Genomic DNA, 22,963 nt, shown 5'->3' with positions numbered 1-22,963 from the left:
TTTCATAGATCGTTTAACTTACTGTTTCTGGCAGTTTTGCTCACAACTAAGATAGTTCTGGTAAACCGACACCAGTAACGGGTCAATTTTCTGCAGTTGCAATTCAATGTCTTTCACGGTTTTGTCGTCGCCCAAGCGCTGTGCGACTTCGCCGCGCCTGAACCACGCTTCTACAAACTGGCCATCCAGGCTGACTGCTTTTTGATAGGCAGTGGCTGCTGCATCAAATTGTTTCAGTGATTGTTCAGCCAGTCCCAGACTAAACCAGGCATCTGCGTTGCTGGTTTCATTCTGGGTCCATATGGCACTTATTTTCTCCATGTTAGCCCAATCCTGGCGTGACTCTGGCACCGCTGCTTGCATGTAGTAGGGTTTCTTATCTTCATCTTCTTCCCATAAGGCTTTGCCACGCACGGGGAACTCGGTACTGGCGGGCATTTTCTCCAAAGTGTCCAGCCATTCCACTGGTAAAGCAAAATGGATGCTGCGGCCGTAACCCGCGGTTTTAAAAGTGTTGATACCAACCAGTTTGCCATCCATATCGAATAATCCGCTGCCGCTGGCGCCCATCAGGAATTTAGCGCTACTGCGTATCATATTGCCGGAAGGGGTTGAGTAAAGGCCTTGAATCTCACCAATGGAGGTGATGGGTGCGGGCACGCCATTGGAATGGCCGATGGCGCTTATTTCCTGCCCACGTGTCAATGCATAGCTATTACCGCGTACAACCGGCTTAAGCGGCAGGGTCGGCGATGTGACCAGGCACAGGTCGTGCCATACATCGGCGCGGACGCTGGTGATCGGGTAAGCATCTTCACCACGCGAAACCCATGGTTGTTTGGTGGCGCGTAGCACATGGCAATTGGTCACCACAGTATGGTCAGCGACCACCACGCCTGAACCGTAGGCCATGCCGCCATCCTCATTGTAGCCACGGATCATGACGACGCCAAAATAAGCTTCCATCAATGCCTGCTGGTTATAAGCATGCGAAGAGGCAGAAAATATTACAATAAATACCGATAGTAAAAGCTTCAAGCCAATCTCCAGAGTGATTTTTCAGACATCCAACAGAGGACTACTTTCAAAGCCAATAGTTCTCCTTAAATGCTGCGTTGTCAAATGTAAATCACACGCCCATTGAACCAAAAGCAGTTAAAATGAGACTATTGTTTATTTAATCAGATTGTTTTCGTGATCGTCACCTTTCCAGGTAGCAAGTTTGAGTTACACCAGCCTTTTCCTCCGGCCGGGGATCAGCCTCAGGCCATAGAAAAACTGACTAAAGGCATTGAAGATGGTTTGAAGTTTCAAACCCTGCTCGGCGTGACTGGCTCCGGTAAAACTTACACCATGGCCAATGTAATTGCACGGACCGGTAAACCGGCCATCGTCATGGCGCCAAACAAAACCCTGGCCGCCCAGCTATATAGCGAATTCAAAGAGTTTTTCCCCAATAATGCGGTGGAATACTTCGTCAGTTACTATGACTATTACCAGCCGGAAGCGTATGTGCCCTCACGCGACCTGTTTATCGAAAAAGACTCCAGTATTAACGAACACATCGAACAATTACGTTTGGCAGCGACCAAGGCGTTGCTTGAGCGTGAAGATGCGGTAATCGTGGCAACTGTGTCAGCCATTTATGGTATCGGAGACCCGGGTGAATACCATGGCATGGTGCTGCATGTACATCAGGGGCTGAAGATTGAGCAAAAAGATATTGTGGCGCACTTGATTGCGATGCAATACGACCGTAACGATTTTGATTTTGGCCGTGGTTGCTTCCGTGTCCGTGGCGATATTGTGGATGTATTTCCCTCTGAAAACAGTGAAACAGCGGTGCGCATCAGCATGTTCGATGACGAAATCGACAGCATCCAGTTGTTTGATCCACTGACCGGCCAGGTATTCAATAAAATCCATAATTTCCGTATTTTCCCATCCAGCCATTATGTGACTGCGCGGGAAGCGACGGTGCGTGCGATGGAAACCATCAAAGCCGAATTACGCGACCGCGTTAAAGTCTATCTGAGTGAAAACAAGCTGGTTGAAGCGCAGCGTATTGAACAGCGCACGCGGTTCGACCTGGAAATGCTCAATGAAATCGGCTTTTGCAAAGGTATTGAGAACTACAGTCGCCATTTGACAGGCCGTAAACCTGGCGACCCGCCGCCGACACTGATCGATTATCTGCCGGAGCATGCATTGATGATCATCGATGAAAGCCACGTCACGGTGCCGCAAATCGGCGGGATGTACCTGGGTGACCGATCACGCAAAGCAAACCTTGTGGATTACGGCTGGCGTTTGCCCTCAGCGATGGATAACCGCCCGCTCAAGTTTGAAGAGTTTGAGCGCATTATGCGTCAATGCGTGTTTGTATCTGCGACGCCTGCGGATTACGAAAAAAACCATCAGCAGCAAGTAGTGGAAATGATTGCGCGTCCGACCGGCTTGATAGACCCTAAAATCATTGTTAAACCCGCCGATACGCAAGTGGATGACCTGTTGGGCGAGATTAAAGAACGCGTAGCGATTGGCGAACGCGTGCTGACTACCACGCTGACCAAACGCATGGCAGAAGACCTTACCGATTATTTGTCCGAGCATGGCGTTAAAGTGCGCTACCTCCATAGTGATATTGAAACGGTAGAACGGGTAGAAATTATCCGTGATTTGCGCCTGGGGGAGTTTGATGTGCTGGTGGGTATCAACCTGTTGCGTGAAGGTCTGGATATCCCCGAAGTTTCATTGGTAGCGGTGCTCGATGCCGATAAGGAAGGCTTCTTGCGCTCTGAACGGTCGTTGATCCAGACAGCCGGCCGCGCGGCGCGTAACCTGAATGGTAAAGTGATTTTTTACGCCAACAAGATCACACGCAGCATGAAACTGGCGATGGATGAGTCTGACCGCCGCCGTACTATCCAGGAAGCGTTTAATGCAAAACATGGCATTACGCCTAAAGGCGTGACCAAGCGGATTAAAGACCTGATTGAAGGTGTGTACGATAAAGATGAAGCACACCGTGAACGTAAAGCTGCGCAAGAACAGGCTAGTTACGAGAACATGAGTGAGAAAACGCTGGCCAAAGAACTCAAGCGGGTAGAAAAAGCCATGCATGATGCAGCCAAAAACCTGGAGTTTGAAAAAGCCGCCCAGTTACGTGATCAGCTGAAAAAACTCAAGTTGCAGGCATTTGGTGCCGAAGTAGATGATTTGAAATGAGTTTACTAAACACCTGTATTGGCTCGATAGCGGCGATATGCACTACGGTAGCATTTGTGCCGCAAGTCATCAAATCCTGGCGCACGCGTGATTTAAGCGGGATATCGTTGCCTATGTATACGATTTTCACGCTAGGCGTTATTTTATGGCTGGTTTACGGGCTTTTAATTGGCGATTGGCCGGTGATCATCGCCAATGCGATTACAGCGTTACTTGCAGGTGGTGTTCTTTTGTTAAAATTGCAGTCACTCAAAATGAAATCTCCAAAAATGAAATCTATGACACAGCTTTAATACCAGATTATTTTTTTGATGATTGATCACTTTCACTGATTATTTATTATTTAAAACTAGAAATTTTTTAGGATACGACCATGAAAAAAATTACAAAAGCAGTATTTCCTGTTGCCGGATTAGGCACACGTTTCTTGCCGGCAACCAAAGCCAGCCCTAAGGAAATGTTGCCTGTGGTTGATAAGCCATTGATTCAATATGCTGCTGAAGAAGCTATTGCAGCGGGCGCCACCGAGCTGATTTTCATCACCGGGCGTAATAAACGCTCAATTGCCGATCACTTTGACAAAGCTTATGAGCTCGAAGCTGAGCTGGAAGCTGCAGGTAAACAAAAATTACTGGATATCGTGCATAGCATTTTGCCTAAAGGGGTCAGCTGCGTATTTATCCGCCAGTCACAAGCGTTGGGTTTAGGTCATGCGGTGTTATGCGCCAAACCAGTCGTGGGTGATGAGCCGTTTGCCGTATTGTTAGCCGATGACTTACTTTGCGGTGATGTATCGATTACCAAACAAATGGTTGATGTCTATGAGCAAAATCAATGTTCTATCCTGGGTATTGAAACCGTTGCGCCTGAGGAAACCAGCAGCTATGGCATAGTGAATGCGGTTGCAGAAACTGATGATCTGTTATTGGTCAAAGGCATGGTTGAAAAACCAAAACCGGAAGAGGCGCCTTCTAACCTGGCAGTCGTTGGCCGTTATGTATTATCGCCACGTATTTTTGAGTGCCTGGAAAAAGTTAAACCAGGCAAGGGTGGTGAAATTCAACTGACTGACGGTATTGCTGCCTTGATGGAATTTGAAAAAGTAAAAGCTTACCGCTACAAAGGTAAACGCTATGATTGCGGCAGCAAGCTGGGCTTTATGCAAGCCAACGTTGAACTGGCATTGCAGCATGATGAAATTTCCGGCAGCTTCAGAGAATACCTGAAAACCCTGGCTATCTAACCAGCTTTTGATCATGCAAGATCCCGATAACCAGTCGCCAGACTACTGGCTTGCACATTCTGACATCGTCTTTACAGAAGCTGATGTCACCAAGGCACTGGATCAGATAGCGCAAGAATTGCACGATAAACTGGCTGGCCAGTCAATATTACTATTGTGTGTGATGCGCGGCGGGCTTTACCTGGCCGGGCAGCTGATGCAAAGGCTGCAACTGCCAGCGCGCCTCGATTATCTGCAAGCCAATCGCTACCATGGCACTTCTGGCAGCGAAATCGTATGGGCCAAGGAGCCTGAGTTTGATATGACTGCACAAACAGTGGTCGTACTCGATGATATTCTGGATGAAGGTATTACCCTGGCAGAAGTCGTGCAGTATTGCCAGAAAGCAGGTGCCACACAGGTATTGACTGCCGTACTGGCTGATAAAGATAATGGTTGTGTCAAGCCGCTGCAAGCGGATGTAGTTGGCTTAACGGTGCCAAACCGTTATGTGTTTGGCTGTGGCATGGATGTTTATGGCTGGTGGAGAAATTTGCCTGAGATTCGTGCGTTAAAGTAAAGCAGTGAACATTCAATTTTCTGAATCAAGAAGCCGGTTGTTTAGCCATGTGCAAAACAACCGGCTTGTTTGTATTTAACACCTGAGATAACAGGGATGGTGTTTTGTCCCTGTTAGCTACCAGCACTTCAATCAGGTTTTGCGTGGCGGGAAAATACTTTTTTTCACCAAAGCATGCACGCCCCAGTTGCCATCGACTACCTGTGTAATCCCGAAATCTACCGCAATCGACATCAGTGAAATGGCCTCATCCTCAGTTAATCCCTGCGTGCTCATCAGGAAGTCACGCATTTTTCGATAGGCATCACGCAAAGCCAAATCTACTGATGATTTGGCAAAAATACTGTTCTGCGCATCTGCGCCCAAGTCTGCCAAATAATTAGGATAGCTAAAGCCATGCAGCAACCATTCATCCTGCGTTTCCAGCAATGGATATTTCAGGCTTTCCAGAGGGGTGCCTGGCAGGCTGGCTTTTTTGTGCAAAATCAGCTGGAATGTGCCGGTGAGTGAACATTCAATCGCGGTTCCACACAGTTCGGAATCGCCCTGTGAAGCATGGGGGTCGCCTACAGAGAATAATCCACCGCTAACCGAGACAGGGTAGTACAAGGTAGCGCCTTTGCCTATGCGCCAGTTATCTATATTGCCGCCGGTATAACTTGGCGGAATGGAGTTGACCATATCCGCTTCGGCAGGCGCCACGCCCATGGTGCCAAAGTGCGGACGGATAGGCACCCGCACGTTTTTAAGCACATTGTGGTTTTCCTGGATGGTTTTGTGGTCCACCGGTACACCAGGGTAATCAATAATCGGGTGCACCACGCCGAAAGGGTCGGTCTGCGGTGTCCAGCGGAAGTTATACACCGCGCTGGCGTAGTTTCTTTCACCCGTGGCATCGACTTCATAAATAGTGATGACCTCGCGTTTCTTGGGTTCTTCCACCGTGTCGCCATAATGAAACCCCCACCAGGCTGCCGCATTACTGCCAAACGCCTTGCCTTTGTAAAGTGGATTGGCACTGGCTCTTGGGGTGACATCCACAATACGTACTTCCAGTATATCGCCTGGCTCAGCGCCCTTGATGGCAACAGGCCCTGTACAAACATGCACGCCCAAACCACCACCTGCACCCACTTTGGCATTCATCGCACCAATGCCGCGGCGGTCAACGCCTTTGCGCTTGCTGTCCCAGTAAAACACGCTTTCTGCACCAGGGTCACCGCGCACCATACGTTCGGCGTCGTCATTGGCATGATGGGTGAGGGTTTCCAGCGTGACATAGTCACCGGACTCAACCTCGATCAATGGCTTGAGGGATTTACTGAAAAAGCCCCAGTGAACGGTTTTGTCATTGGCCGGCACATAATAATGGCTGGCACGCCCTGCACCGGCGCCTACTTTTTGGCTTTGTGCAAACGCACTTTGCGACATGGTAATTCCCAATGCTCCCAAGGCGGCCGTGCTGCTGCCAACAGCAAATGCATCTTTCAGAAATGATCTTCGAGCTTCGTGAAACTCTTCTTTGATCAACCCCTCGTTTTCCGGGGTGATGCCATGATTACAACCGGGACTGCAAGTATGTTCCGCCATTTTGAAAGACTCCACTGAGTTAAAAATACATAAAAACTTTTATCAAAACCGCCAGGTTCTGAATGGATGGTCGTGGGGCGATGGCGGGTTGTATGCTAGGTGATTACTGCATAGGCTAACCATCAGCCAAGCTTGTTAAAGCGTTAGTTTATGGCACTATGCTCCCACCTAAGCTGTTGTTTATTAATACGTTAAACTACGTAGGCAGCTTTTGGATGGGCTGGAGAGGAAAGATATTTTTACTCTAACAAGGTCATGATATGGGGCGAGACTTAAACGTCCAGTCCCACAAAAGAAAAAGGCATCCTGTAAAAGATGCCTTATAAACTCGGAAATACCTGCTAAATCGGGGATGGGGCTGATTCACCACAGCTTGAAACAAATAACAACCTCATTTCAATCCGTCCTAGTTGGCAAAAAAGCCCTTAGCTAGAATGCAGGGAATCATTAATTGTGTACATGGGAGTTCTTCCTGAGTTGATTAAGTGTGTATGGAGCCCACTCAAAATTGATCAACGGAAATTACCGAAAGACTCTTTCCTGCAGCTAAATTTTAGCCAAATAATTTTGGCGGAGAAGGAGGGATTCGAACCCTCGATACGCTTTCACGTATGCCTGATTTCGAGTCAGGTACATTCAACCAGCTCTGCCACTTCTCCGTTTTTCGCAGCAATAGAATACTGAAAGGGCGCTAGTCTACACCTAGCTAACGCACTGATTCAATAGATACTTAAGCTCTAAATTCAGTTCAAAGGCAAATCGATTTGAACCACTAGCCCTGATTCAGGTGCCGGTTTATTGCTCAAGGTCATACTACCACCGTGTTTTTCAACAATCATGCGCGCAATGGATAAACCTAGACCAGTACCGCCAGTATGTCTGGAGCGTGAATCTTCCAGCCTTCTGAAGGGTTCCAGCACATTATCAAGCTTTTGTGCTGGAATGCCCGGGCCTTCGTCCGAGATAGTGCATAGTACGCGAGACGCTTTAACCTGAATGGTGAGGGTAGGCAATTGTGCATAATGAATCGCGTTATTCAAGAGGTTGTTTAGGCAGCGCGTGAGCAGGTGTGCCGAGCCCATGATGGTGATGGCTTCGTCGGGCAGGGTTTTATGGATAGCATGTCCTGCTTCTTCAAAATCATCGCAGACAGCAGTCGCCAGGGCAGTGAGGTCTACCCGGTTTTTATCGACGTTCTCGCTGCATAGTCTTGCAAAGTCCAGGCCTTCACGCACCATTTCCTGCGTTGCGGTCAGGTCGTTGACCAGGCTTTGCTTGAGTTCTGCGTCTTTGACTTTCTCCAGGCGCAAGCGTAGCCGGGTCAGCGGGGTTTGTAGGTCATGCGCAATCGCACCGAGAATAAAGCCACGTTCCTGCACATGCTTGAGGATACTGCGCTGCATTTCATTGAAGGCTTTGGCAGCATGGCGTACTTCAGTTGACCCCTGATTCTCTGGCAACGGCGGATTTTCTATGTTGTGCGCCAGTTGCAGGGCGGCGTTTGCCAGTTTGCGTAATGGTTGCGTTGCCACGGAGGCAACCACCCAGATAATGCTGATCAGCCCCAGTAACGCCAGCACGAAGGCAAGCGGATTACGCTCAGGCGGGTGGCCTGGTGGTGGCCGATGCCCGCCATAGCGTAGCTGGATTAATACGGGTGTGTTGTCCTGCAAATGTGTGTATACCGCCAAACAATAGCCTGGTTGAGGCGGTGGTGGCGGGCCAAAGTCACGTGGGTGTTCAGGCGGACGGTTACGTGCACTACAGCGGCCCTGGGTGGTGATGCTGATCACATCGGCAATTTCCGGTACCAGCAGGGTATTCAGGTTTTCCAGTTCTGCCGGTAAGGCAGTTACGTTTTTAGGAGGCACGGCGCCCAGCTTTAAACTGCTGCCCATACGCTTGAATACATCCTGGATTTCAGAGCGCTTTTCGGGCACGGTGATTTCCAGGATGCGGATCATGCTTTCGATGCGGTCAAACGCAAACTGGTCGCGCAGACGGGATTCGTTGACACGTGAATCACGCTGGCCCAGCACATTGACGACTGTGGCGGTGAGCAGGATGCCAATGACGGCTATCAGGAAAATCCTGACTGACATGGCTCCTAACAGATTTTTCAGCATATCGTCAGGTCCCTTTATTTGACATAGCGCACATCTGCGGTGAGCAAGTAACCTTCATTACGCAAGGTCTTGATCACGGTGGGATTTTTGCTGTCGACTTCGATTTTTTGCCTGATCCTGCTGATTTGCAAATCGATGGATCTGTCGAAAGGTCCTGCCTCGCGGCCATGCATTTCTTCCATTAACTGGTCACGGCTAAGCGGGCGGTTGGCGTGTAACAGCATAAAGCGCAAAAACTTGAATTCTGCGTTGGAGAGCGGGATGCTGGTATTCAATTTATCAATCAGCGTGCGGTTCTGGATATCCAGCGTCCATTCGTTAAACGCAATCTGGCGCAAAATGCCGTTATCCAGTTCTTCGCTTTGCTTGCCAGCATTTTCTGCCACCATACGGCTACGGCGTATCACGCTGCGTATACGCGAGAGTAGTTCCAATGGCTCAAACGGTTTGGCTACGTAATCATCCGCACCCGTCTCCAGGCCCATGATGGTATCCAGCGAGCTACTACGTGCGGTAAGCATGATAATGGGAATACTGTGGTACTTGGGTGATTCACGCAGCTCGCGACAAAGTTCTATACCGTTTCGTTGCGGCATATTGATATCGAGGATGATGATATCTGGCACTTTTTGTTGCAGTACTTGCCACATTTGCGCATGATTGGCGGCCTGATATGTGCTCAGCTGATTTTCCTGCAGAAAATCACAAAGCAGGTCGCGTATTGCGTCATCATCATCTACCACCAGAACATGGGTATCGTGGCTGGTTTCTGTCATCGCTGGGTATCTCTATCAGTTGAAGTAAATATTTGAGCACAAAACCGGCCATTCAGGCCGGTTTATATGTATTACCTGTGATTATGATTGTGGCTTATCGTGGTGTGGTTTGTCATGCTGAGGGCCGCCATGATCATGACCGCGTCTGCCATGGTGAGGATGCGGGAAAGCATTCTCATCAAACACTTTTTTCTGCGAGTCGTTCAGCTGTGCATAGAACGTACGGATTGCTTTAGCACGTTGTGCTTGTTCAGCATCGCGTTCTTTGTCCAGCGCTTCCATTTTATCAAGACGCTGTACAGTGTTCAGTTTTTCCAGAGCAGCGACGTCAGGGCGTTCAGCTTTGTCTTTAGGCTTGATTTGCGACTGGTAAGTATTCCAGGCACTTTCCTGAGCGGCAGTCAGTTGCAGCACGGTGTGCAATCTTTCCTGGTGCTTTTCAAAATGTTCTGCGCGGTGCTCTTGCCAGGTTGTTTTGTCGAATTTGCCTTTACCGCAGTTAGCGCCATGATCTGCTAAGGCAGTCATGGATACCAAAGCCAAAGTACTTGCGATAGCCAATTGTTTTAATTTCATGATGTATCCTTTTCAATCATCATTGCGAAATTGCAATGTTGACATTAAAACACCCGAATGTATCGGGTGTTTGTCAGGAGCGGAGGGCTATGTATCGGAATGTATCACTTATTCATTCCCAAGCATTCAGCCAATGAGTGAGCTAGGTGAAGAGCAACCAACGCATATAAAGTACACGGGATTTCGAGTTCACAGGCAACGTCGGTATTCGCTCACGTAGTCAATATGGTGTTATTCAATGCCTTGGCTGGCTAGGTAGTCTTCATAATTGCCAGTGAAATCAACAATGCCATCAGCCTTGATTTCAATAATGCGCGTGGCGATTGAACTCACAAATTCACGATCATGGCTGACAAAAAACAGGGTGCCTTTGTATTTATCCAGCGCGGTATTCAGCGCTTCAATGGATTCCATGTCCATGTGGTTGGTCGGTTCATCCATCAGCAATACATTGGTTTTAGCCAGCATCAGCTTGCCGTACAGCATACGGCCTTTTTCACCACCGGAAAGCACTTTCACTGACTTCTTGGTAGCTTCGGTAGGGAACAGCAAACGTCCCAGCATGCTGCGCACAGTGTTGTCGTCATCGCCTTGCTGGCGCTGAGCGGTCATCCATTCGAACAGGTCTTCACCTTTTTCAAACTCGTATTCGTGGTCCTGCGCAAAATAGCCGAGTTTGGCTTTTTCTGCCCATTTCACTTCACCATGCTTGGGCTGTAAATCGCCCGCCAATGCACGCAGGAAGGTGGTTTTGCCAATGCCGTTTTCACCAATAATCGCGACTTTCTCACCGGCTTCAAACATCATTTCCACATTGTTGAATAATGGTTTGTCGAAGCCATGACTGAGCTTTTTCAGCTCTACCGCGTTACGGTGCAGTTTTTCCCTGTCGTCGAATTCAAAGCGGATGAATGGATACTGGCGGCTGGAAGGCTTGAATTCTTCCACTTTGATTTTATCAATCTGCTTGGCACGGCTGGTAGCCTGTTTGGCTTTAGACGCGTTGGCAGAGAAGCGGCGTACAAAGTCCTGCAGATCGGCAATCTGCTGTTTGGCTTTGGCATTGTCTTTGGCCTGCTGATTACGGGCAGCAATACTGGCTTCCATGTAATCGTCGTAATTACCCGGGTAGGAGGTAATTTTTCCGTAATCCATATCACAGGTATGCGTACAGACCTGGTTCAGGAAGTGACGGTCATGCGAAATGATGACCATGGTGCAGTCGCGGTTGTTGACGATATCTTCCAGCCAGCGGATGGTGTTGATGTCCAGGTTGTTGGTTGGTTCATCGAGCAGCAATACGTCCGGATTAGCGAATAAAGCTTGCACCAGCAATACACGCAATTTCCAGCCCGGAGCTACCGCACTCATCAGGCCCGTATGTTGCTCAATAGGAATACCTACGCCTAACAGCAACTCGCCAGCACGTGCTTCAGCGGTGTAGCCGTCATATTCAGCGAATTCACCTTCGAGTTCGGCGGCGCGCATATAATCGTCTTCAGTGGCTTCCAGGTTGGCGTAAATCGCATCACGCTCCTGCATGGCTTTCCACATTTGCTCGTGGCCCATCATGACCACATCCAGCACACGCTGGTCTTCGTAGGCGAACTGGTCCTGTTTCAGGAAAGCCATACGCTCGTTGGGGTCCAGGCTGACATTGCCGCTGGTAGGTTCCAGTACGCCGGCCAGGATCTTCATAAAGGTAGATTTACCGCAACCGTTGGCGCCGATCAGACCGTAGCGGTTACCGTCGCCGAATTTAACGGAAACGTTTTCAAACAGTGGCTTGGAACCAAACTGCATGGTGATATTGTTTGCAACTAACATGCAAGAACTCTCAAAAAATAGTTAATTAAATCGCTAATCAAGGTCGCGCGCTTTATTCAAAGTCACGCAAAATTATTCAAAACGGTTGTAAATGACGACTTCATTTAGTGGCAGTTGCCCGCTACGCGGCTTGGCAGCTTCCAGTGGTTTGCCTACTACTACAAACATCACCGGGACATGGTCCGCCGGCAGGTTAATCAGTTTGCCAACCGCGTCGAAGTCAAAGCCATCCATGGGGCAGGTGTCATAACCCATTTCCTTGGCGGCCAGCATCAATGTCATGGCTGCCATGCCACCCGAACGCATGCCTTCATCCCGTTCGGCCTGGGCGTGATCTGTGTAATAGTCATGGATAGCCTTCACCAGGTAATCACTGGCTTGCTTGGGCGCATTGACCCAGTACCGTGCAGGATCTTTCTCCCAGGCTTTAAGGTCAGCAGTCAAAATAATCAGCAACGAAGCATCGGTCACTTGCGCCTGGTTCCAGCTCACAGTACGAATCTGGTGACGCAGCACCGGGTCAGTCACCAACACAAAGCGCCAGTGCTGGATATTGAATGCGGTCGGAGAGAGCATTGCCAGCGACATCAGTTGCTCAATTTCCGCTTCTGTCATGCGGTGGTCAGGGTCGTAGCTCTTAACAGAACGCCGTTCGTTGATGGCTTGTGATACTTTCATTTAGTCTTCAATATTCAATATTTAAAATGTCTAATTGCAACGGCCCTGCCGGGCGTTGCCAGATAGTGCTGTCGCCGACTTTGCGACCCAGTAACGCTTTAGCCAGCGGAGATACATAGCTGACTTTATGCCGGGCAATATCGGCTTCATCTTCGCCGACTATTTTGAACTGCAACTGCTGGCCTTCCTCATCTTCTACAGTCACTGTCGCGCCAAACAATACCGTATGTCGCGGTTGCTGGGCAGGATCAACCGGTTGTACAGATTCCAGCCTGGCAAATAAATAGCGTAAATCACGGTCTATCTCGGCCAGTTTCTGTTGCGCGTTAGGGTCTTCCTTGCGCGCGGCATATTGCGGACGCTGGCTTTCCAGTGTTTTTACAGAATGCTGCAATTGTTGCAGGCCATCTGGAGTCACGTAGTTTGTATGCAGGCTGACCGGTCTTTCAGGCAGGTCGGTACCGGCCAGTTCCAGATCATCTTCTTTTACAAATCCGCGACTCATTATGTAGTGTGGTGGTCCCAGGTAATCAGAAGTAAGTTAATCCCAGTGCAGCGCGTACTTCACTCATGGTCTGCGCGGCCACTTCACGCGCCTGCTCAGTGCCTTCACGTAGCAGCTGCAAGATATAACCTTTGTCGCCAGCCAGTTCGGCACGGCGGGTGCGGATAGGTTCCAGCATTTCCTGCAAAACCGCTTCCAGGCGTTTTTTTACAATGCTGTCCGCCAGTCCGCCACGCGTGTAATGCGCTTTCAGTTCAGCAACAGCGGCTTTGTCGGTATCAAACGCATCCAGGTAAGTGAACGCAATATTGCCTTCAACATGACCAGGGTCTTCGATTTTTAAATGTAATGGATCTGTGTAAACGCGTTTGACTGCCTTGGTGACTTCGTCAGCTGTTGCACCGAGGTTAATCACATTGCCCAGAGATTTACTCATTTTCGCTTTGCCATCGATGCCCGGCAAGCGGCCCAATTCCGGCACCAGGGCTTTGGTTTCCACCAGGATTTCCTGCTTGGTGCTGGCGTTTTTATAAGTACGGTTAAAGCGGCGTACGATCTCGTTGGTTTGTTCTATCATCGGGATCTGGTCTTCACCTACCGGTACTAATGTCGCCTTGAATGCTGTGATATCTGCTGCCTGGCTAACCGGGTAGGTGAGGAAACCGGCCGGGATATCACGTTCAAAGTCACGCAGGCGGATCTCTTCTTTAACGGTCGGGTTTCTTTCCAGACGCGCGACGGTGACCAGATTCAGGTAGTAAAACGCCAGTTCAGTCAGCTCGGGCACTTGTGACTGAATGAAGATGGTCGATAACTTGGGGTCTATGCTTACCGCCAGGTAATCCAGTGCCACTTCGACCACATTGCGGTGCACTTTATCAATATCATCCATATTGTCAGTCAGCGCCTGTGCGTCAGCCAGCATCACATATTGCTTGTATTCATGCTGGTATTTCACGCGGTTGCGCAAACTGCCGACAAAATGCCCCAGATGCAAAGGTCCGGTAGGGCGGTCGCCAGTGAGGATAATCGGTTTTGTGCTCATTGTCTTGTTCTCTGTTTAATATGAGATCGAATCAAAGTTAAGGGTTATTCCCACTCGATAGTGGCGGGTGGCTTGCCGGAAATGTCGTAAACCACACGATTGATGCCGCGCACTTCGTTGATGATGCGGTTAGACACTTTGCCAAGCAGGCTATAAGGTAATTCTGCCCAGTGTGCGGTCATAAAGTCGCTGGTAACCACCGCGCGCAAGGCTACTACGTAATCATAAGTACGGCCATCGCCCATCACACCAACGGATTTGACCGGCAGGAACACGGTAAACGCCTGACTGGTCAGGTCATACCAGGTTTTGCCGGATTTTTCGTCTACGGTATTACGTAATTCTTCAATGAAAATGGCATCGGCACGTTGCAACAGCAAGGCGAATTCGGCTTTCACCTCACCCAGAATGCGAACGCCCAGACCTGGGCCGGGGAAAGGGTGTCTATAGACCATATCGCGCGGCAAGCCAAGTGCTACACCGAGTTCGCGCACTTCATCCTTGAACAGGTCACGCAGGGGTTCAAGCAGTTTCAGGCCTAGTTGTTCGGGTAAACCACCTACATTATGATGGCTCTTGATGGTGACTGCTTTTTTCGATTTAGCACCGCCGGATTCAATCACATCCGGGTAAATAGTGCCTTGTGCCAGGAAAGTGGCGCCTTTATGACCCGCGCCGCTGGCTTTTAGTTTGGCCGCTTCAGCCTTAAATACTTCTACAAATTCGCCGCCGATAATCTTGCGTTTGGCTTCCGGGTCGCTGACACCGGCCAGCTTGCCCATAAACTGCTCACTGGCATCGACACGGATTACGTTCGCATGTAAACGGCCAGCGAACATTTCCATCACCATATCGCCTTCATTGAGGCGTAACAGGCCATGGTCTACGAATACACAGGTCAGCTGATCGCCAATGGCACGATGTATCAATGCGGCGGCCACGGAGGAATCGACCCCGCCGGACAAACCTAAAATGACTTCTTCATCGCCTACCTGCGCCTTGATACTGGCTACTGCTTCAGCAATGTAGTCGCCCATAATCCAGTCAGGTTTTGCGCCGCAAATCTCCAATACAAAGCGCTCCAGCATGGCTTGACCTTGTTTGGTGTGGGTGACCTCCGGGTGGAATTGCACCGCATAAAATTTGCGCTCTTCGTCCGCCATCGCTGCAATCGGTGTCGTATCATTGCTGGCGATCACTTTGAAGCCGGTCGGTAACTCTGTGACTTTATCCCCATGGCTCATCCAGACATCGACCAGGCCATGACCTTCAGCATTCGTTGCATCCTGAATATCGCGGAACAAGGCAGAGTGGCCGCGGGCGCGCACTTGCGCATAGCCAAATTCACGTTTATGGCCGGCTTCAACCTTGCCGCCCAGCTGTTGCGCCATGGTTTGCATGCCATAGCAAATACCCAATACAGGCACACCAAGCTCAAACGTGGCTTGGGGCGCCTTGTCGGTTTCTTCCTCGTAGACGCTGGCATGACTGCCGCTGAGGATGATGCCATCGGCACCAAAGCTGCGGACAAATTCGTCAGACACATCGCAGGGATGGATTTCACAGTAGACGTGTGCTTCGCGCACACGGCGGGCGATCAGCTGGGTAACTTGCGAACCGAAATCAAGAATAAGGATTTTTGAGTGAGACATTTTTTAGCCACAGAGTGCACAGAGGACACAGAGGACACAGAGGACACAGAGGTTACAGAGTAAAATCTCTGTGCGCTCGGTGTCCTCTGTGGCCAGGTTTAGTTTAAACAGTAAGATTTAATCAATACGGTAGTTCGGTGCTTCTTTAGTGATCTGTACATCGTGCACATGCGATTCGTGCATGCCGGCACTGGTGATTTGTACAAATTCTGCCTTGCTACGCATATCTTCAATAGTAGAGCATCCAACATAGCCCATGGAAGCACGCAGGCCGCCCATTAATTGGTGCACAACTGCCAATACGCTGCCTTTATAAGGCACACGGCCTTCGATGCCTTCCGGAACCAGTTTGTCAGCATTCGCCGTGTTGTCCTGAAAGTAACGGTCAGAAGAACCTTTTTGCATGGCCCCAATCGAGCCCATGCCACGGTATGATTTGTACGAACGGCCCTGGTATAACTCGACTTCGCCAGGAGCTTCTTCAGTACCGGCGAACATGCCGCCCAGCATCACACTGTTTGCGCCAGCTGCAACGGCTTTTGAGATATCACCGGAGAAGCGGATACCGCCATCGGCAATAAACGGCACGCCGGATTTTTCCAGTGCTTTTGCGACGTTGCTGATGGCAGTGATTTGCGGCACGCCGACACCAGCTACAATGCGCGTGGTACAGATGGAGCCTGGGCCAATACCTACTTTTACGCAATCGGCACCATGATCTACAAGGGCCAATGCGGCATCAGCTGTGGCGATATTGCCACCGATAACTTGCAGGTTGGGGTAACGGGTTTTTGCCCATTTGACGCGATCCAGTACACCTTGTGAGTGGCCATGTGCAGTATCGACAACGATTGCATCAACACCAGCTTCTACCAGAGCGGCAATACGCTCATCGGTACCATCACCTACACCAACCGCAGCGCCGACCAGCAAGCGGCCTTTTTCATCTTTACAGGCTAGCGGATGGTCGGTGGATTTTTGAATATCTTTCACCGTAATCAGGCCTTTGAGCTCAAATTGCTCGCCAATCACTAACAAACGCTCCAGACGGTACTTGTGCAGCAAGCCCATGATTTCTTCACGGCTTGCACCTTCACGCACTGTCACCAGGCGGTCTTGCGAGGTCATCACGTTGCTGATGGCCTGGTCGAGATTAGTCTCAAAACGCAGGTCACGGTTAGTCACAATGCCAACCACTTTGCCATCTTGTAATACGGGTAAGCCTGAAATTTTATGGTGCTTGGTCAGCTCAATCACTTCACGCACTGTCATTGCCGGGTGTATGGTCACCGGATCAATCACGACACCAGATTCAAAGCGTTTAACGCGTGAGACTCGTGAAGCCTGCATCTCTATCGACATATTCTTGTGAATAATGCCCATGCCGCCTAGCTGTGCCAGGGCAATCGCCATGCGGGCTTCCGTCACGGTATCCATAGCGGCAGAGAGTAGGGGAATGTTAAGTGTGATGCTTTTTGTAAGTTTTGTGCGCAGGCTTACATCGCGGGGCATCACAGTAGAATGGGCTGGAACGAGTAAAACGTCGTCAAAGGTTAGAGCTTGTTGCAACAAACGCATGTGGAATCCTTATCTCCAAAATATAATTATACCGATTTCGTTTTGCCTTGACAAAGCGTTTTGCGTTTTTTGCAGTCAAATTGAGGCTGTCTGGCATGGTTTATGCATAGTCATTTCGGATGGTAGTAACGAAGTAGCGACTGGTGAGGCGGAAATCAAAAGTGAAATTTATGGAAGTGATGCGGAATATAGTATTGATAGCCTGCTTGATGCATGTGACCGCGCACGCGGAGATTTACAAATGGCGTGATGCCAAAGGCGTGGTCAATTATTCGGATATGCCGCCACCTGCAGGCAAGGAAGGTACGCAGAAGATTAAAGCGGCTACCGTCACCAGTGAATACCCGTTAACCCGCGCAGATGCTTATAAAGAAGATGCGACGGCAGCACCCGCTGACCAAGAAACTGCTTCTGGAAAAGGCAAACCAAAGACACAAATGTCTGATGAAGCGGCGGCTGTCGCCAAAGCTGCTGAAACACGTATGAAAGCGCAAAACTGTGCCGCAGCCAGATCTAATTATCGTAACTATGCGGTTGGCGGTCGGATGCAGACGGTAAATGAGGTGGGCGAAAAAGAGTATTTAAGCGATGAGCAAATTCGTGAAAACCTGGCGCGTGCGCAGTTCGAAATTGACGAAAATTGTCCAGTTGAATAGCGAAATCCCTTGAAGCATCATTCTTTTTGGCGTTTTTGCTGACTACTTTTGGCAGCACGGCCTCTATTCGCAGCAACTTCTTTGTTTGTTGCACTTCCTTTTTTTGTTGCAACTCTTAAGCGTCTTGCTTCTTTAGCGTCGGCAATCAATGGGCGATAAATCTCCACCCTGTCCAAAGGCTTTAATACGGAATCGAAGCTAACGACTTTGCCAAATATACCAATCTTGCAATTTTTTAATGATAGCTCCGGATACGCCAGCAATAATTGTGACTGTTGAATTGCTTCCAGTGCCGTCGTGCCCGTTTTAACATCAATTGAAATAATCACCTGATTCTGCGGTAGCGCATAAGCAACTTCCACAGTCATCAGATCAGAAATCTCTTCAGTCATGCTGGGTTATTTAGAGTAAAGCTTGTTTGCCTGCTTCACAAAGCTATCGACAAAGGTGTTGGCAATGTGACTGAACACTGGCGCAATAATACGCTCAATCAGGCCGTTGGCGAATACATATTCCAGCTTGAATTCTATTTTGCAGGCATCTTCGCGCAGGGCAATAAAGTGCCAGTGGCCAGTTAGTTGCTTGAAAGGACCATCGACCAGGGTGATATCCATCTGGTGCGGAAACTGTTTGTGGTTGCGGGTTGTGAAATGCTGCACGATACCGTGATAACGGATATGGATAGTGGCTTGCGTCACCTGTTCGGTGCGTTCGATGACGTCACTGCCGCCGCACCATGGTAAAAAGCTGGCGTAATCTTCGACAGCATCGACCAGCTGAAACATGGTTTCGCAGGAGTGCATCACTAATACGGTTTTTTCTACTTGAGCCATTATTGAATATAGCGCCGGAACGGAGTTTGGTTTTGGGTTAAAATGCTATTTTAAGTGATTTAAGCCGGCAAACCAGCGTTATGACCATCGCGCAAAATAAAAAAGCGTTTTTTGACTACTTTATCGAAGATAAGTACGAGGCCGGCGTCGTGCTCGAGGGCTGGGAAGTGAAAGCCATCCGCGATAACCGCATTAACCTTAAAGAAGCCTATGTGGTGATTATGCGTGGCGAAATTTACCTGATTGGCTGCCATGTGACGCCATTGGGCGCTGCTTCCACGCATGTACGTCCGGATGCTATACGCTCGCGTAAGCTGTTATTGCATAATGAAGAAATTGCCAAGTTGATTGGTAAGGTCGAGCGTGCCGGTTACACCATTGTGCCTCTGGATATGCACTTCACGCGTGGTAGGGTGAAGGTGCAGATAGGCCTGGCTAAAGGCAAGAAGCAACACGACAAACGCGATGTCGAGCGCGAAAAAGACTGGAAGCGCGAACAGAACCAGTTAATGAAAAACAAACAGCGAACTCGGGAATAGTATTTCTGATGCTTGCTGAGTGTTAAGTTCAGGCAAGCAACTGTTCCAGTACCTGTGGCACCAATTCCGGCAAATCTTCTGCCATTAACCCGATCCCAAATAATCTTGCAGCTTCGCTATGGATCCAGGCGGCCGCTGCTGCCGCTTCCAGTGCGGGCATACCTTGCGCCAATAAGCTGGTGATCATTCCGGCCAGCACATCACCTGCGCCAGCCGTAGCCAATGTCGGTGGCGCATCCTCGTTCACAATGACTCTGCCATCTGGCGCTGCAATCACAGTGTGTGAGCCTTTAAGAAGTATCACTGCATTGGTCTGCTGACTTGCCTGAAGTACCTGGCTGATTCTTTCATCCAGGTTGCTGGCAGGATTAATGCCAAATAAACGTTGAAACTCGCCAGCATGCGGCGTCAATACACAAGCGGCAGTGATGGTTTTGCTTAGCTTATCAAGTTGTCGCGCAAATGTACTGAGTGCATCTGCATCAATCACCACCGGTTTCCCGCTTTGCAACATGGTAAGCGTTGTCTGCCGTGTGTCTGTCGAATTGCCAGCGCCTGGCCCTATCAGTAAAGCGCCGACTCTTGTATCCAGAATAAGTGCATGCAAGTCAGCGATGTTTGAATAGGGTTTCGCCATCACGCTTAACAACTGGCTGGCGTAAATGCCGAATGCGTTTTCCGGCACGGCAATGGCAGTGATCCCCGCACCACTGCGTGCAGCAGCTAGCGCAGCCAACCTGGCTGCGCCTGTCATAGGGTATCCGCCCTGGATCAATACATAACCACGGCTATATTTGTGGCTGTTGACATCAGGTTGCGGTAATAAGGATTGCCACAGGGCAGGAGTGTTCGATTGATAGTCTGGCATGATTTAATTGTATGCTTGAAGTGGCTGGTTGGCGAGTTGGTTCGAGATTTTATCCCTCACCTTCATTGTCGGCGAGGGGGCTTTGCGGTAAAATGTTCTCCCGTCTGCAACAATCTCAAAGTACCTCATCCATGACCAAATATGTATTCGTAACCGGCGGTGTAGTTTCTTCTCTTGGAAAGGGTATCGCAGCGGCTAGTTTAGGCGCTATTCTCGAATCGCGTGGCATTAAAGTGACCATGCTCAAGCTTGACCCGTATATCAACGTTGACCCAGGCACCATGTCGCCTTTTCAGCATGGCGAAGTATTCGTCACCGATGACGGCGCAGAAACTGATTTGGATCTCGGGCATTACGAGCGCTTTATCAGCAGCAAAATGTCCAAACGCAATAACTTCACTACCGGCCAGATTTACGAAACCGTGATCAAAAAAGAGCGTCGTGGTGAGTATCTGGGCAAGACTGTACAAGTGATTCCGCACATTACTGACGAAATTAAATCACATATTAAACGTGGTGCCGAAGGTGCCGATGTGGCGATTGTGGAAGTCGGCGGTACGGTGGGTGATATTGAATCATTACCCTTCCTTGAAGCCATTCGCCAGATGGGTTTTGAAGAAGGTAAAAATAATGCCTGTTATGTGCATTTAACTTTGTTGCCGTGGATTCCGACTGCAGGCGAATTGAAAACCAAACCAACCCAGCACTCTGTTAAAGAGCTGCGTGAAATTGGTATTCAGCCAGACATTTTATTGTGCCGCGCCGAACGCGAAATCCCGGAAGATGAAAAGCGCAAAATTGCCTTGTTCACTAACGTACCGTTCGAAGCGGTGATCAGCGCGATCGACAGTGACTCCATTTACAAAATCCCGGGCTTGCTGCATGAGCAAATGATGGACGAAATTGTCTGTCATAAACTGAATATTCTGGCTAAAGCGGCGGATTTATCTGCCTGGCAAAAAATCAGCTATGCAGTGGCCAACCCTAAAGCGCAGGTGGACATTGCCTTTGTCGGCAAATATGTTGATCTGACCGAGTCATATAAATCTTTGACCGAAGCATTGATTCACGCCGGTATTCATACTGAATCCAAGGTTAAGATCCACTATATCGACAGTGAAGATATCGAAAAGTCCGGTACCGATGCTTTAACCAGTATGGATGCTATCCTGATTCCAGGTGGCTTTGGTGTGCGCGGTACCGAAGGCAAAATCAAGGCAATTCAATTTGCCCGTGAAAATAAAGTGCCTTACCTGGGTATTTGTCTGGGCATGCAACTGGCGGTGATCGAGTTTGCCCGCAATGTTGCCGGTTTCAAGGATGCTAATAGCACGGAATTCAATCCATCGACCGAACATAAACTGATCGGCCTGATCGACGAATGGCAAGATGCCAGCGGCAAAATTGAGAAGCGTGATGAACATTCTGACCTGGGCGGCACTATGCGTTTGGGCGCACAAAGCTCGCCGATCGAGCCTAATACGCTGGCTGCCAGTATTTATGGCAGCGAAGTGAACGAGCGTCACCGTCACCGTTATGAAGTGAACAATCATTATGTAGATCAGTTGAAAGCTGCGGGCCTGGTGGTCTCTGCACGTACCCCTCGTGAAGAGCTCTGTGAAATGATTGAATTGCCACAGACCGAGCATCCATGGTTTGTCGCGTGCCAGTTTCACCCGGAATTCACTTCCAACCCAAGATACGGTCATCCTTTGTTTAAAGCCTATGTGCAAGCGGCACTGGCGCAAAAAAGCAAAGTTTAATTTTCAAGCAAGGGATTATCATGAAGTTATGTGGTTTTGATGTAGGTATCGAGCATCCGCTATTTTTGATTGCAGGCCCGTGTGTGATTGAATCCAGGCAAATGGCGATTGATACTGCCGGTCAGTTAAAAGAGATTGCCGAGCGTGTCGGTGTGCCATTTATCTATAAATCTTCTTATGACAAGGCCAACCGCAGTTCCACCAAAACCTTTCGCGGCTTTGGCATGGAAGAGGGCTTGAAGATACTTGACGAAGTGCGTGCGCAAATCGGCGTACCTATCCTGACCGATGTGCATAACGAACAACAAGTGCCGCATGTGGCTGCAGTGGTAGACGTATTGCAAACACCGGCTTTTCTGTGCCGCCAGACCGATTTCATTGTCGCCTGTGCCCAGTCCGGCAAACCTGTGAACATCAAAAAAGGCCAGTTTTTAGCGCCTGGTGATATGAAACAGGTCGTGAATAAAGCCAAAGAGGCTAACGGTGGCGTAGACAACATTATGGTCTGCGAACGTGGTGCTTCATTCGGCTACAACACGCTGATTTCGGATATGCGCGGCTTGGCAATTATGCGTGAAACCAATTGCCCGGTGGTATTCGATGCCACCCACTCGGTACAACAGCCAGGCGGGCAGGGCGAGAAAAGCGGCGGTCAGCGTGAATTTGTGCCCGTATTATCGCGTGCAGCAGTTGCCAGTGGCATTGCCGGTATCTTTATGGAAACTCACCCTGACCCAAGTAAAGCGCTATCAGATGGCCCGAATGCCTGGCCATTAGGCAAAATGGAAGATTTGCTGCATCTGCTGGTTGATATGGACAAGCTGGTTAAAAAAGCCGGTTTCGCCGAACATACCCTTTAATGGATTTTGCCTGGAGCAAACTCTTTAAATTGATTTCGCATGTATTCGTAAAGTTTAAGTT

Annotated in this window: 22 protein-coding genes and 1 tRNA gene; 8 read left to right on the top strand and 15 right to left on the bottom strand. The window is 49.3% G+C overall.

The features are described 5' to 3' along the window. Positions 1–18: 18 nt before the first annotated feature. Positions 19–1,038 carry a trypsin-like peptidase domain-containing protein gene (locus LPA26_RS04705; RefSeq protein ID WP_229007513.1) on the bottom strand — a complete coding sequence of 340 codons (1,020 nt, stop codon included), beginning with the start codon at positions 1,036–1,038 and terminating at the stop codon, positions 19–21. A 156-nt stretch (positions 1,039–1,194) separates the two neighbouring features. On the opposite strand from LPA26_RS04705, the gene uvrB reads away from it, so the two are divergent. The 4 genes from uvrB to LPA26_RS04685 all read left to right on the top strand — a co-directional run bounded on the left by uvrB (position 1,195) and on the right by LPA26_RS04685 (position 5,030). Next, on the top strand, positions 1,195–3,228 hold the full coding sequence (gene uvrB / locus LPA26_RS04700; protein ID WP_055825542.1) for an excinuclease ABC subunit UvrB: 2,034 nt from the start codon (positions 1,195–1,197) through the stop codon (positions 3,226–3,228). Further along, a complete protein-coding gene (locus tag LPA26_RS04695) occupies positions 3,225–3,521 on the top strand; it encodes a SemiSWEET transporter (RefSeq protein ID WP_229007512.1) in 297 nt (98 codons plus the stop codon). The genes uvrB and LPA26_RS04695 overlap by 4 nt, the downstream gene beginning before the upstream one ends. Before the next feature lie 80 nt (positions 3,522–3,601). Beyond that, positions 3,602–4,471, top strand: coding sequence for a UTP--glucose-1-phosphate uridylyltransferase GalU (gene galU / locus LPA26_RS04690; RefSeq protein WP_229007511.1), 870 nt, complete (start codon positions 3,602–3,604; stop codon positions 4,469–4,471). Positions 4,472–4,484: 13 nt separating this feature from the next. Continuing rightward, positions 4,485–5,030, top strand: coding sequence for a hypoxanthine-guanine phosphoribosyltransferase (locus LPA26_RS04685; RefSeq protein WP_055825535.1), 546 nt, complete (start codon positions 4,485–4,487; stop codon positions 5,028–5,030). 132 nt (positions 5,031–5,162) lie between these two features. Here the strand turns inward: LPA26_RS04685 and LPA26_RS04680 are convergent, their stop codons facing one another. The 11 genes from LPA26_RS04680 to guaB form a co-directional block, all read right to left on the bottom strand. Continuing rightward, a complete protein-coding gene (locus LPA26_RS04680) occupies positions 5,163–6,620 on the bottom strand; it encodes an acetamidase/formamidase family protein (protein WP_229007510.1) in 1,458 nt (485 codons plus the stop codon). Between the two features lie 568 nt (positions 6,621–7,188). Next, a tRNA-Ser gene (locus LPA26_RS04675) sits at positions 7,189–7,279 on the bottom strand. Positions 7,280–7,363: 84 nt separating this feature from the next. Next, complete coding sequence (locus LPA26_RS04670) at positions 7,364–8,746, bottom strand: ATP-binding protein (protein WP_229007509.1); 1,383 nt, start codon at positions 8,744–8,746, stop codon at positions 7,364–7,366. Between the two features lie 14 nt (positions 8,747–8,760). Continuing rightward, positions 8,761–9,522, bottom strand: coding sequence for a response regulator (locus LPA26_RS04665; RefSeq protein WP_229007508.1), 762 nt, complete (start codon positions 9,520–9,522; stop codon positions 8,761–8,763). Between the two features lie 81 nt (positions 9,523–9,603). Further along, positions 9,604–10,098, bottom strand: a complete 495-nt coding sequence (locus LPA26_RS04660) for a Spy/CpxP family protein refolding chaperone (protein ID WP_229007507.1) — start codon at positions 10,096–10,098, stop codon at positions 9,604–9,606. Positions 10,099–10,329: 231 nt separating this feature from the next. Continuing rightward, positions 10,330–11,925, bottom strand: a complete 1,596-nt coding sequence (locus LPA26_RS04655; RefSeq protein WP_055825526.1) for an ABC-F family ATPase — start codon at positions 11,923–11,925, stop codon at positions 10,330–10,332. A 72-nt stretch (positions 11,926–11,997) separates the two neighbouring features. Further along, on the bottom strand, positions 11,998–12,603 hold the full coding sequence (locus LPA26_RS04650) for a nitroreductase family protein (RefSeq protein WP_229007506.1): 606 nt from the start codon (positions 12,601–12,603) through the stop codon (positions 11,998–12,000). A 7-nt stretch (positions 12,604–12,610) separates the two neighbouring features. After that, positions 12,611–13,108, bottom strand: a complete 498-nt coding sequence (locus LPA26_RS04645; protein WP_229007505.1) for a GreA/GreB family elongation factor — start codon at positions 13,106–13,108, stop codon at positions 12,611–12,613. A 25-nt stretch (positions 13,109–13,133) separates the two neighbouring features. Then, a complete protein-coding gene (gene trpS / locus LPA26_RS04640; RefSeq protein ID WP_229007504.1) occupies positions 13,134–14,153 on the bottom strand; it encodes a tryptophan--tRNA ligase in 1,020 nt (339 codons plus the stop codon). A gap of 44 nt (positions 14,154–14,197) precedes the next feature. Next, on the bottom strand, positions 14,198–15,805 hold the full coding sequence (gene guaA, locus LPA26_RS04635) for a glutamine-hydrolyzing GMP synthase (RefSeq protein ID WP_229007503.1): 1,608 nt from the start codon (positions 15,803–15,805) through the stop codon (positions 14,198–14,200). A 117-nt stretch (positions 15,806–15,922) separates the two neighbouring features. Continuing rightward, positions 15,923–17,383, bottom strand: coding sequence for an IMP dehydrogenase (guaB, locus tag LPA26_RS04630; protein WP_229007502.1), 1,461 nt, complete (start codon positions 17,381–17,383; stop codon positions 15,923–15,925). A 179-nt stretch (positions 17,384–17,562) separates the two neighbouring features. Here guaB and LPA26_RS04625 point away from each other — a divergent pair, with 179 nt between their 5' ends. After that, on the top strand, positions 17,563–18,039 hold the full coding sequence (locus LPA26_RS04625; protein WP_229007501.1) for a DUF4124 domain-containing protein: 477 nt from the start codon (positions 17,563–17,565) through the stop codon (positions 18,037–18,039). A 17-nt stretch (positions 18,040–18,056) separates the two neighbouring features. Here the strand turns inward: LPA26_RS04625 and LPA26_RS04620 are convergent, their stop codons facing one another. Both LPA26_RS04620 and LPA26_RS04615 read right to left on the bottom strand, forming a co-directional pair. Then, positions 18,057–18,431: an RnfH family protein gene (locus LPA26_RS04620; RefSeq protein ID WP_229007500.1), complete on the bottom strand. Its 375-nt coding sequence runs from the start codon at positions 18,429–18,431 to the stop codon at positions 18,057–18,059. A 6-nt stretch (positions 18,432–18,437) separates the two neighbouring features. Beyond that, a complete protein-coding gene (locus tag LPA26_RS04615) occupies positions 18,438–18,872 on the bottom strand; it encodes a type II toxin-antitoxin system RatA family toxin (RefSeq protein ID WP_055866876.1) in 435 nt (144 codons plus the stop codon). Positions 18,873–18,919: 47 nt separating this feature from the next. On the opposite strand from LPA26_RS04615, the gene smpB reads away from it, so the two are divergent. Continuing rightward, entirely contained in the window at positions 18,920–19,411 is a 492-nt protein-coding gene (smpB, locus tag LPA26_RS04610) for an SsrA-binding protein SmpB (RefSeq protein ID WP_255352312.1), read from the top strand. Positions 19,412–19,439: 28 nt separating this feature from the next. On the opposite strand, the gene LPA26_RS04605 is transcribed toward smpB, so the two are convergent. Further along, positions 19,440–20,279, bottom strand: coding sequence for an NAD(P)H-hydrate dehydratase (locus tag LPA26_RS04605; protein ID WP_229007499.1), 840 nt, complete (start codon positions 20,277–20,279; stop codon positions 19,440–19,442). Between the two features lie 131 nt (positions 20,280–20,410). Here LPA26_RS04605 and LPA26_RS04600 point away from each other — a divergent pair, with 131 nt between their 5' ends. Both LPA26_RS04600 and kdsA read left to right on the top strand, forming a co-directional pair. Then, positions 20,411–22,042 (top strand): CTP synthase, encoded by a 1,632-nt coding sequence (locus tag LPA26_RS04600; RefSeq protein WP_055825496.1) that lies wholly within the window; start codon positions 20,411–20,413, stop codon positions 22,040–22,042. 20 nt (positions 22,043–22,062) lie between these two features. Then, positions 22,063–22,902: a 3-deoxy-8-phosphooctulonate synthase gene (kdsA, locus tag LPA26_RS04595; protein WP_055825494.1), complete on the top strand. Its 840-nt coding sequence runs from the start codon at positions 22,063–22,065 to the stop codon at positions 22,900–22,902. Positions 22,903–22,963: the final 61 nt, after the last annotated feature.

The sequence above is a fragment of the Methylophilus sp. Leaf408 genome, from assembly GCF_916856905.1.
GTDB lineage: Bacteria > Pseudomonadota > Gammaproteobacteria > Burkholderiales > Methylophilaceae > Methylophilus.
The sequence above is the reverse complement of the archived record's forward strand: the minus strand, read 5'-3'. Positions and strand labels throughout refer to the sequence as shown.

Coding starts and splice junctions, on each gene's coding strand:
- LPA26_RS04645 (WP_229007505.1), bottom strand. CDS start 13,108: ATGAGTCGCGGATTTGTAAAAGAAGATGATCTGGAACTGGCCGGTACC.
- LPA26_RS04685 (WP_055825535.1), top strand. CDS start 4,485: ATGCAAGATCCCGATAACCAGTCGCCAGACTACTGGCTTGCACATTCT.
- LPA26_RS04620 (WP_229007500.1), bottom strand. CDS start 18,431: ATGACTGAAGAGATTTCTGATCTGATGACTGTGGAAGTTGCTTATGCG.
- LPA26_RS04680 (WP_229007510.1), bottom strand. CDS start 6,620: ATGGCGGAACATACTTGCAGTCCCGGTTGTAATCATGGCATCACCCCG.
- LPA26_RS04695 (WP_229007512.1), top strand. CDS start 3,225: ATGAGTTTACTAAACACCTGTATTGGCTCGATAGCGGCGATATGCACT.
- guaA (WP_229007503.1), bottom strand. CDS start 15,805: ATGTCTCACTCAAAAATCCTTATTCTTGATTTCGGTTCGCAAGTTACC.
- guaB (WP_229007502.1), bottom strand. CDS start 17,383: ATGCGTTTGTTGCAACAAGCTCTAACCTTTGACGACGTTTTACTCGTT.
- LPA26_RS04665 (WP_229007508.1), bottom strand. CDS start 9,522: ATGACAGAAACCAGCCACGATACCCATGTTCTGGTGGTAGATGATGAT.
- LPA26_RS04600 (WP_055825496.1), top strand. CDS start 20,411: ATGACCAAATATGTATTCGTAACCGGCGGTGTAGTTTCTTCTCTTGGA.
- galU (WP_229007511.1), top strand. CDS start 3,602: ATGAAAAAAATTACAAAAGCAGTATTTCCTGTTGCCGGATTAGGCACA.
- LPA26_RS04605 (WP_229007499.1), bottom strand. CDS start 20,279: ATGCCAGACTATCAATCGAACACTCCTGCCCTGTGGCAATCCTTATTA.
- kdsA (WP_055825494.1), top strand. CDS start 22,063: ATGAAGTTATGTGGTTTTGATGTAGGTATCGAGCATCCGCTATTTTTG.
- trpS (WP_229007504.1), bottom strand. CDS start 14,153: ATGAGCACAAAACCGATTATCCTCACTGGCGACCGCCCTACCGGACCT.
- LPA26_RS04660 (WP_229007507.1), bottom strand. CDS start 10,098: ATGAAATTAAAACAATTGGCTATCGCAAGTACTTTGGCTTTGGTATCC.
- LPA26_RS04615 (WP_055866876.1), bottom strand. CDS start 18,872: ATGGCTCAAGTAGAAAAAACCGTATTAGTGATGCACTCCTGCGAAACC.
- LPA26_RS04625 (WP_229007501.1), top strand. CDS start 17,563: ATGCGGAATATAGTATTGATAGCCTGCTTGATGCATGTGACCGCGCAC.
- LPA26_RS04650 (WP_229007506.1), bottom strand. CDS start 12,603: ATGAAAGTATCACAAGCCATCAACGAACGGCGTTCTGTTAAGAGCTAC.
- LPA26_RS04655 (WP_055825526.1), bottom strand. CDS start 11,925: ATGTTAGTTGCAAACAATATCACCATGCAGTTTGGTTCCAAGCCACTG.
- LPA26_RS04670 (WP_229007509.1), bottom strand. CDS start 8,746: ATGCTGAAAAATCTGTTAGGAGCCATGTCAGTCAGGATTTTCCTGATA.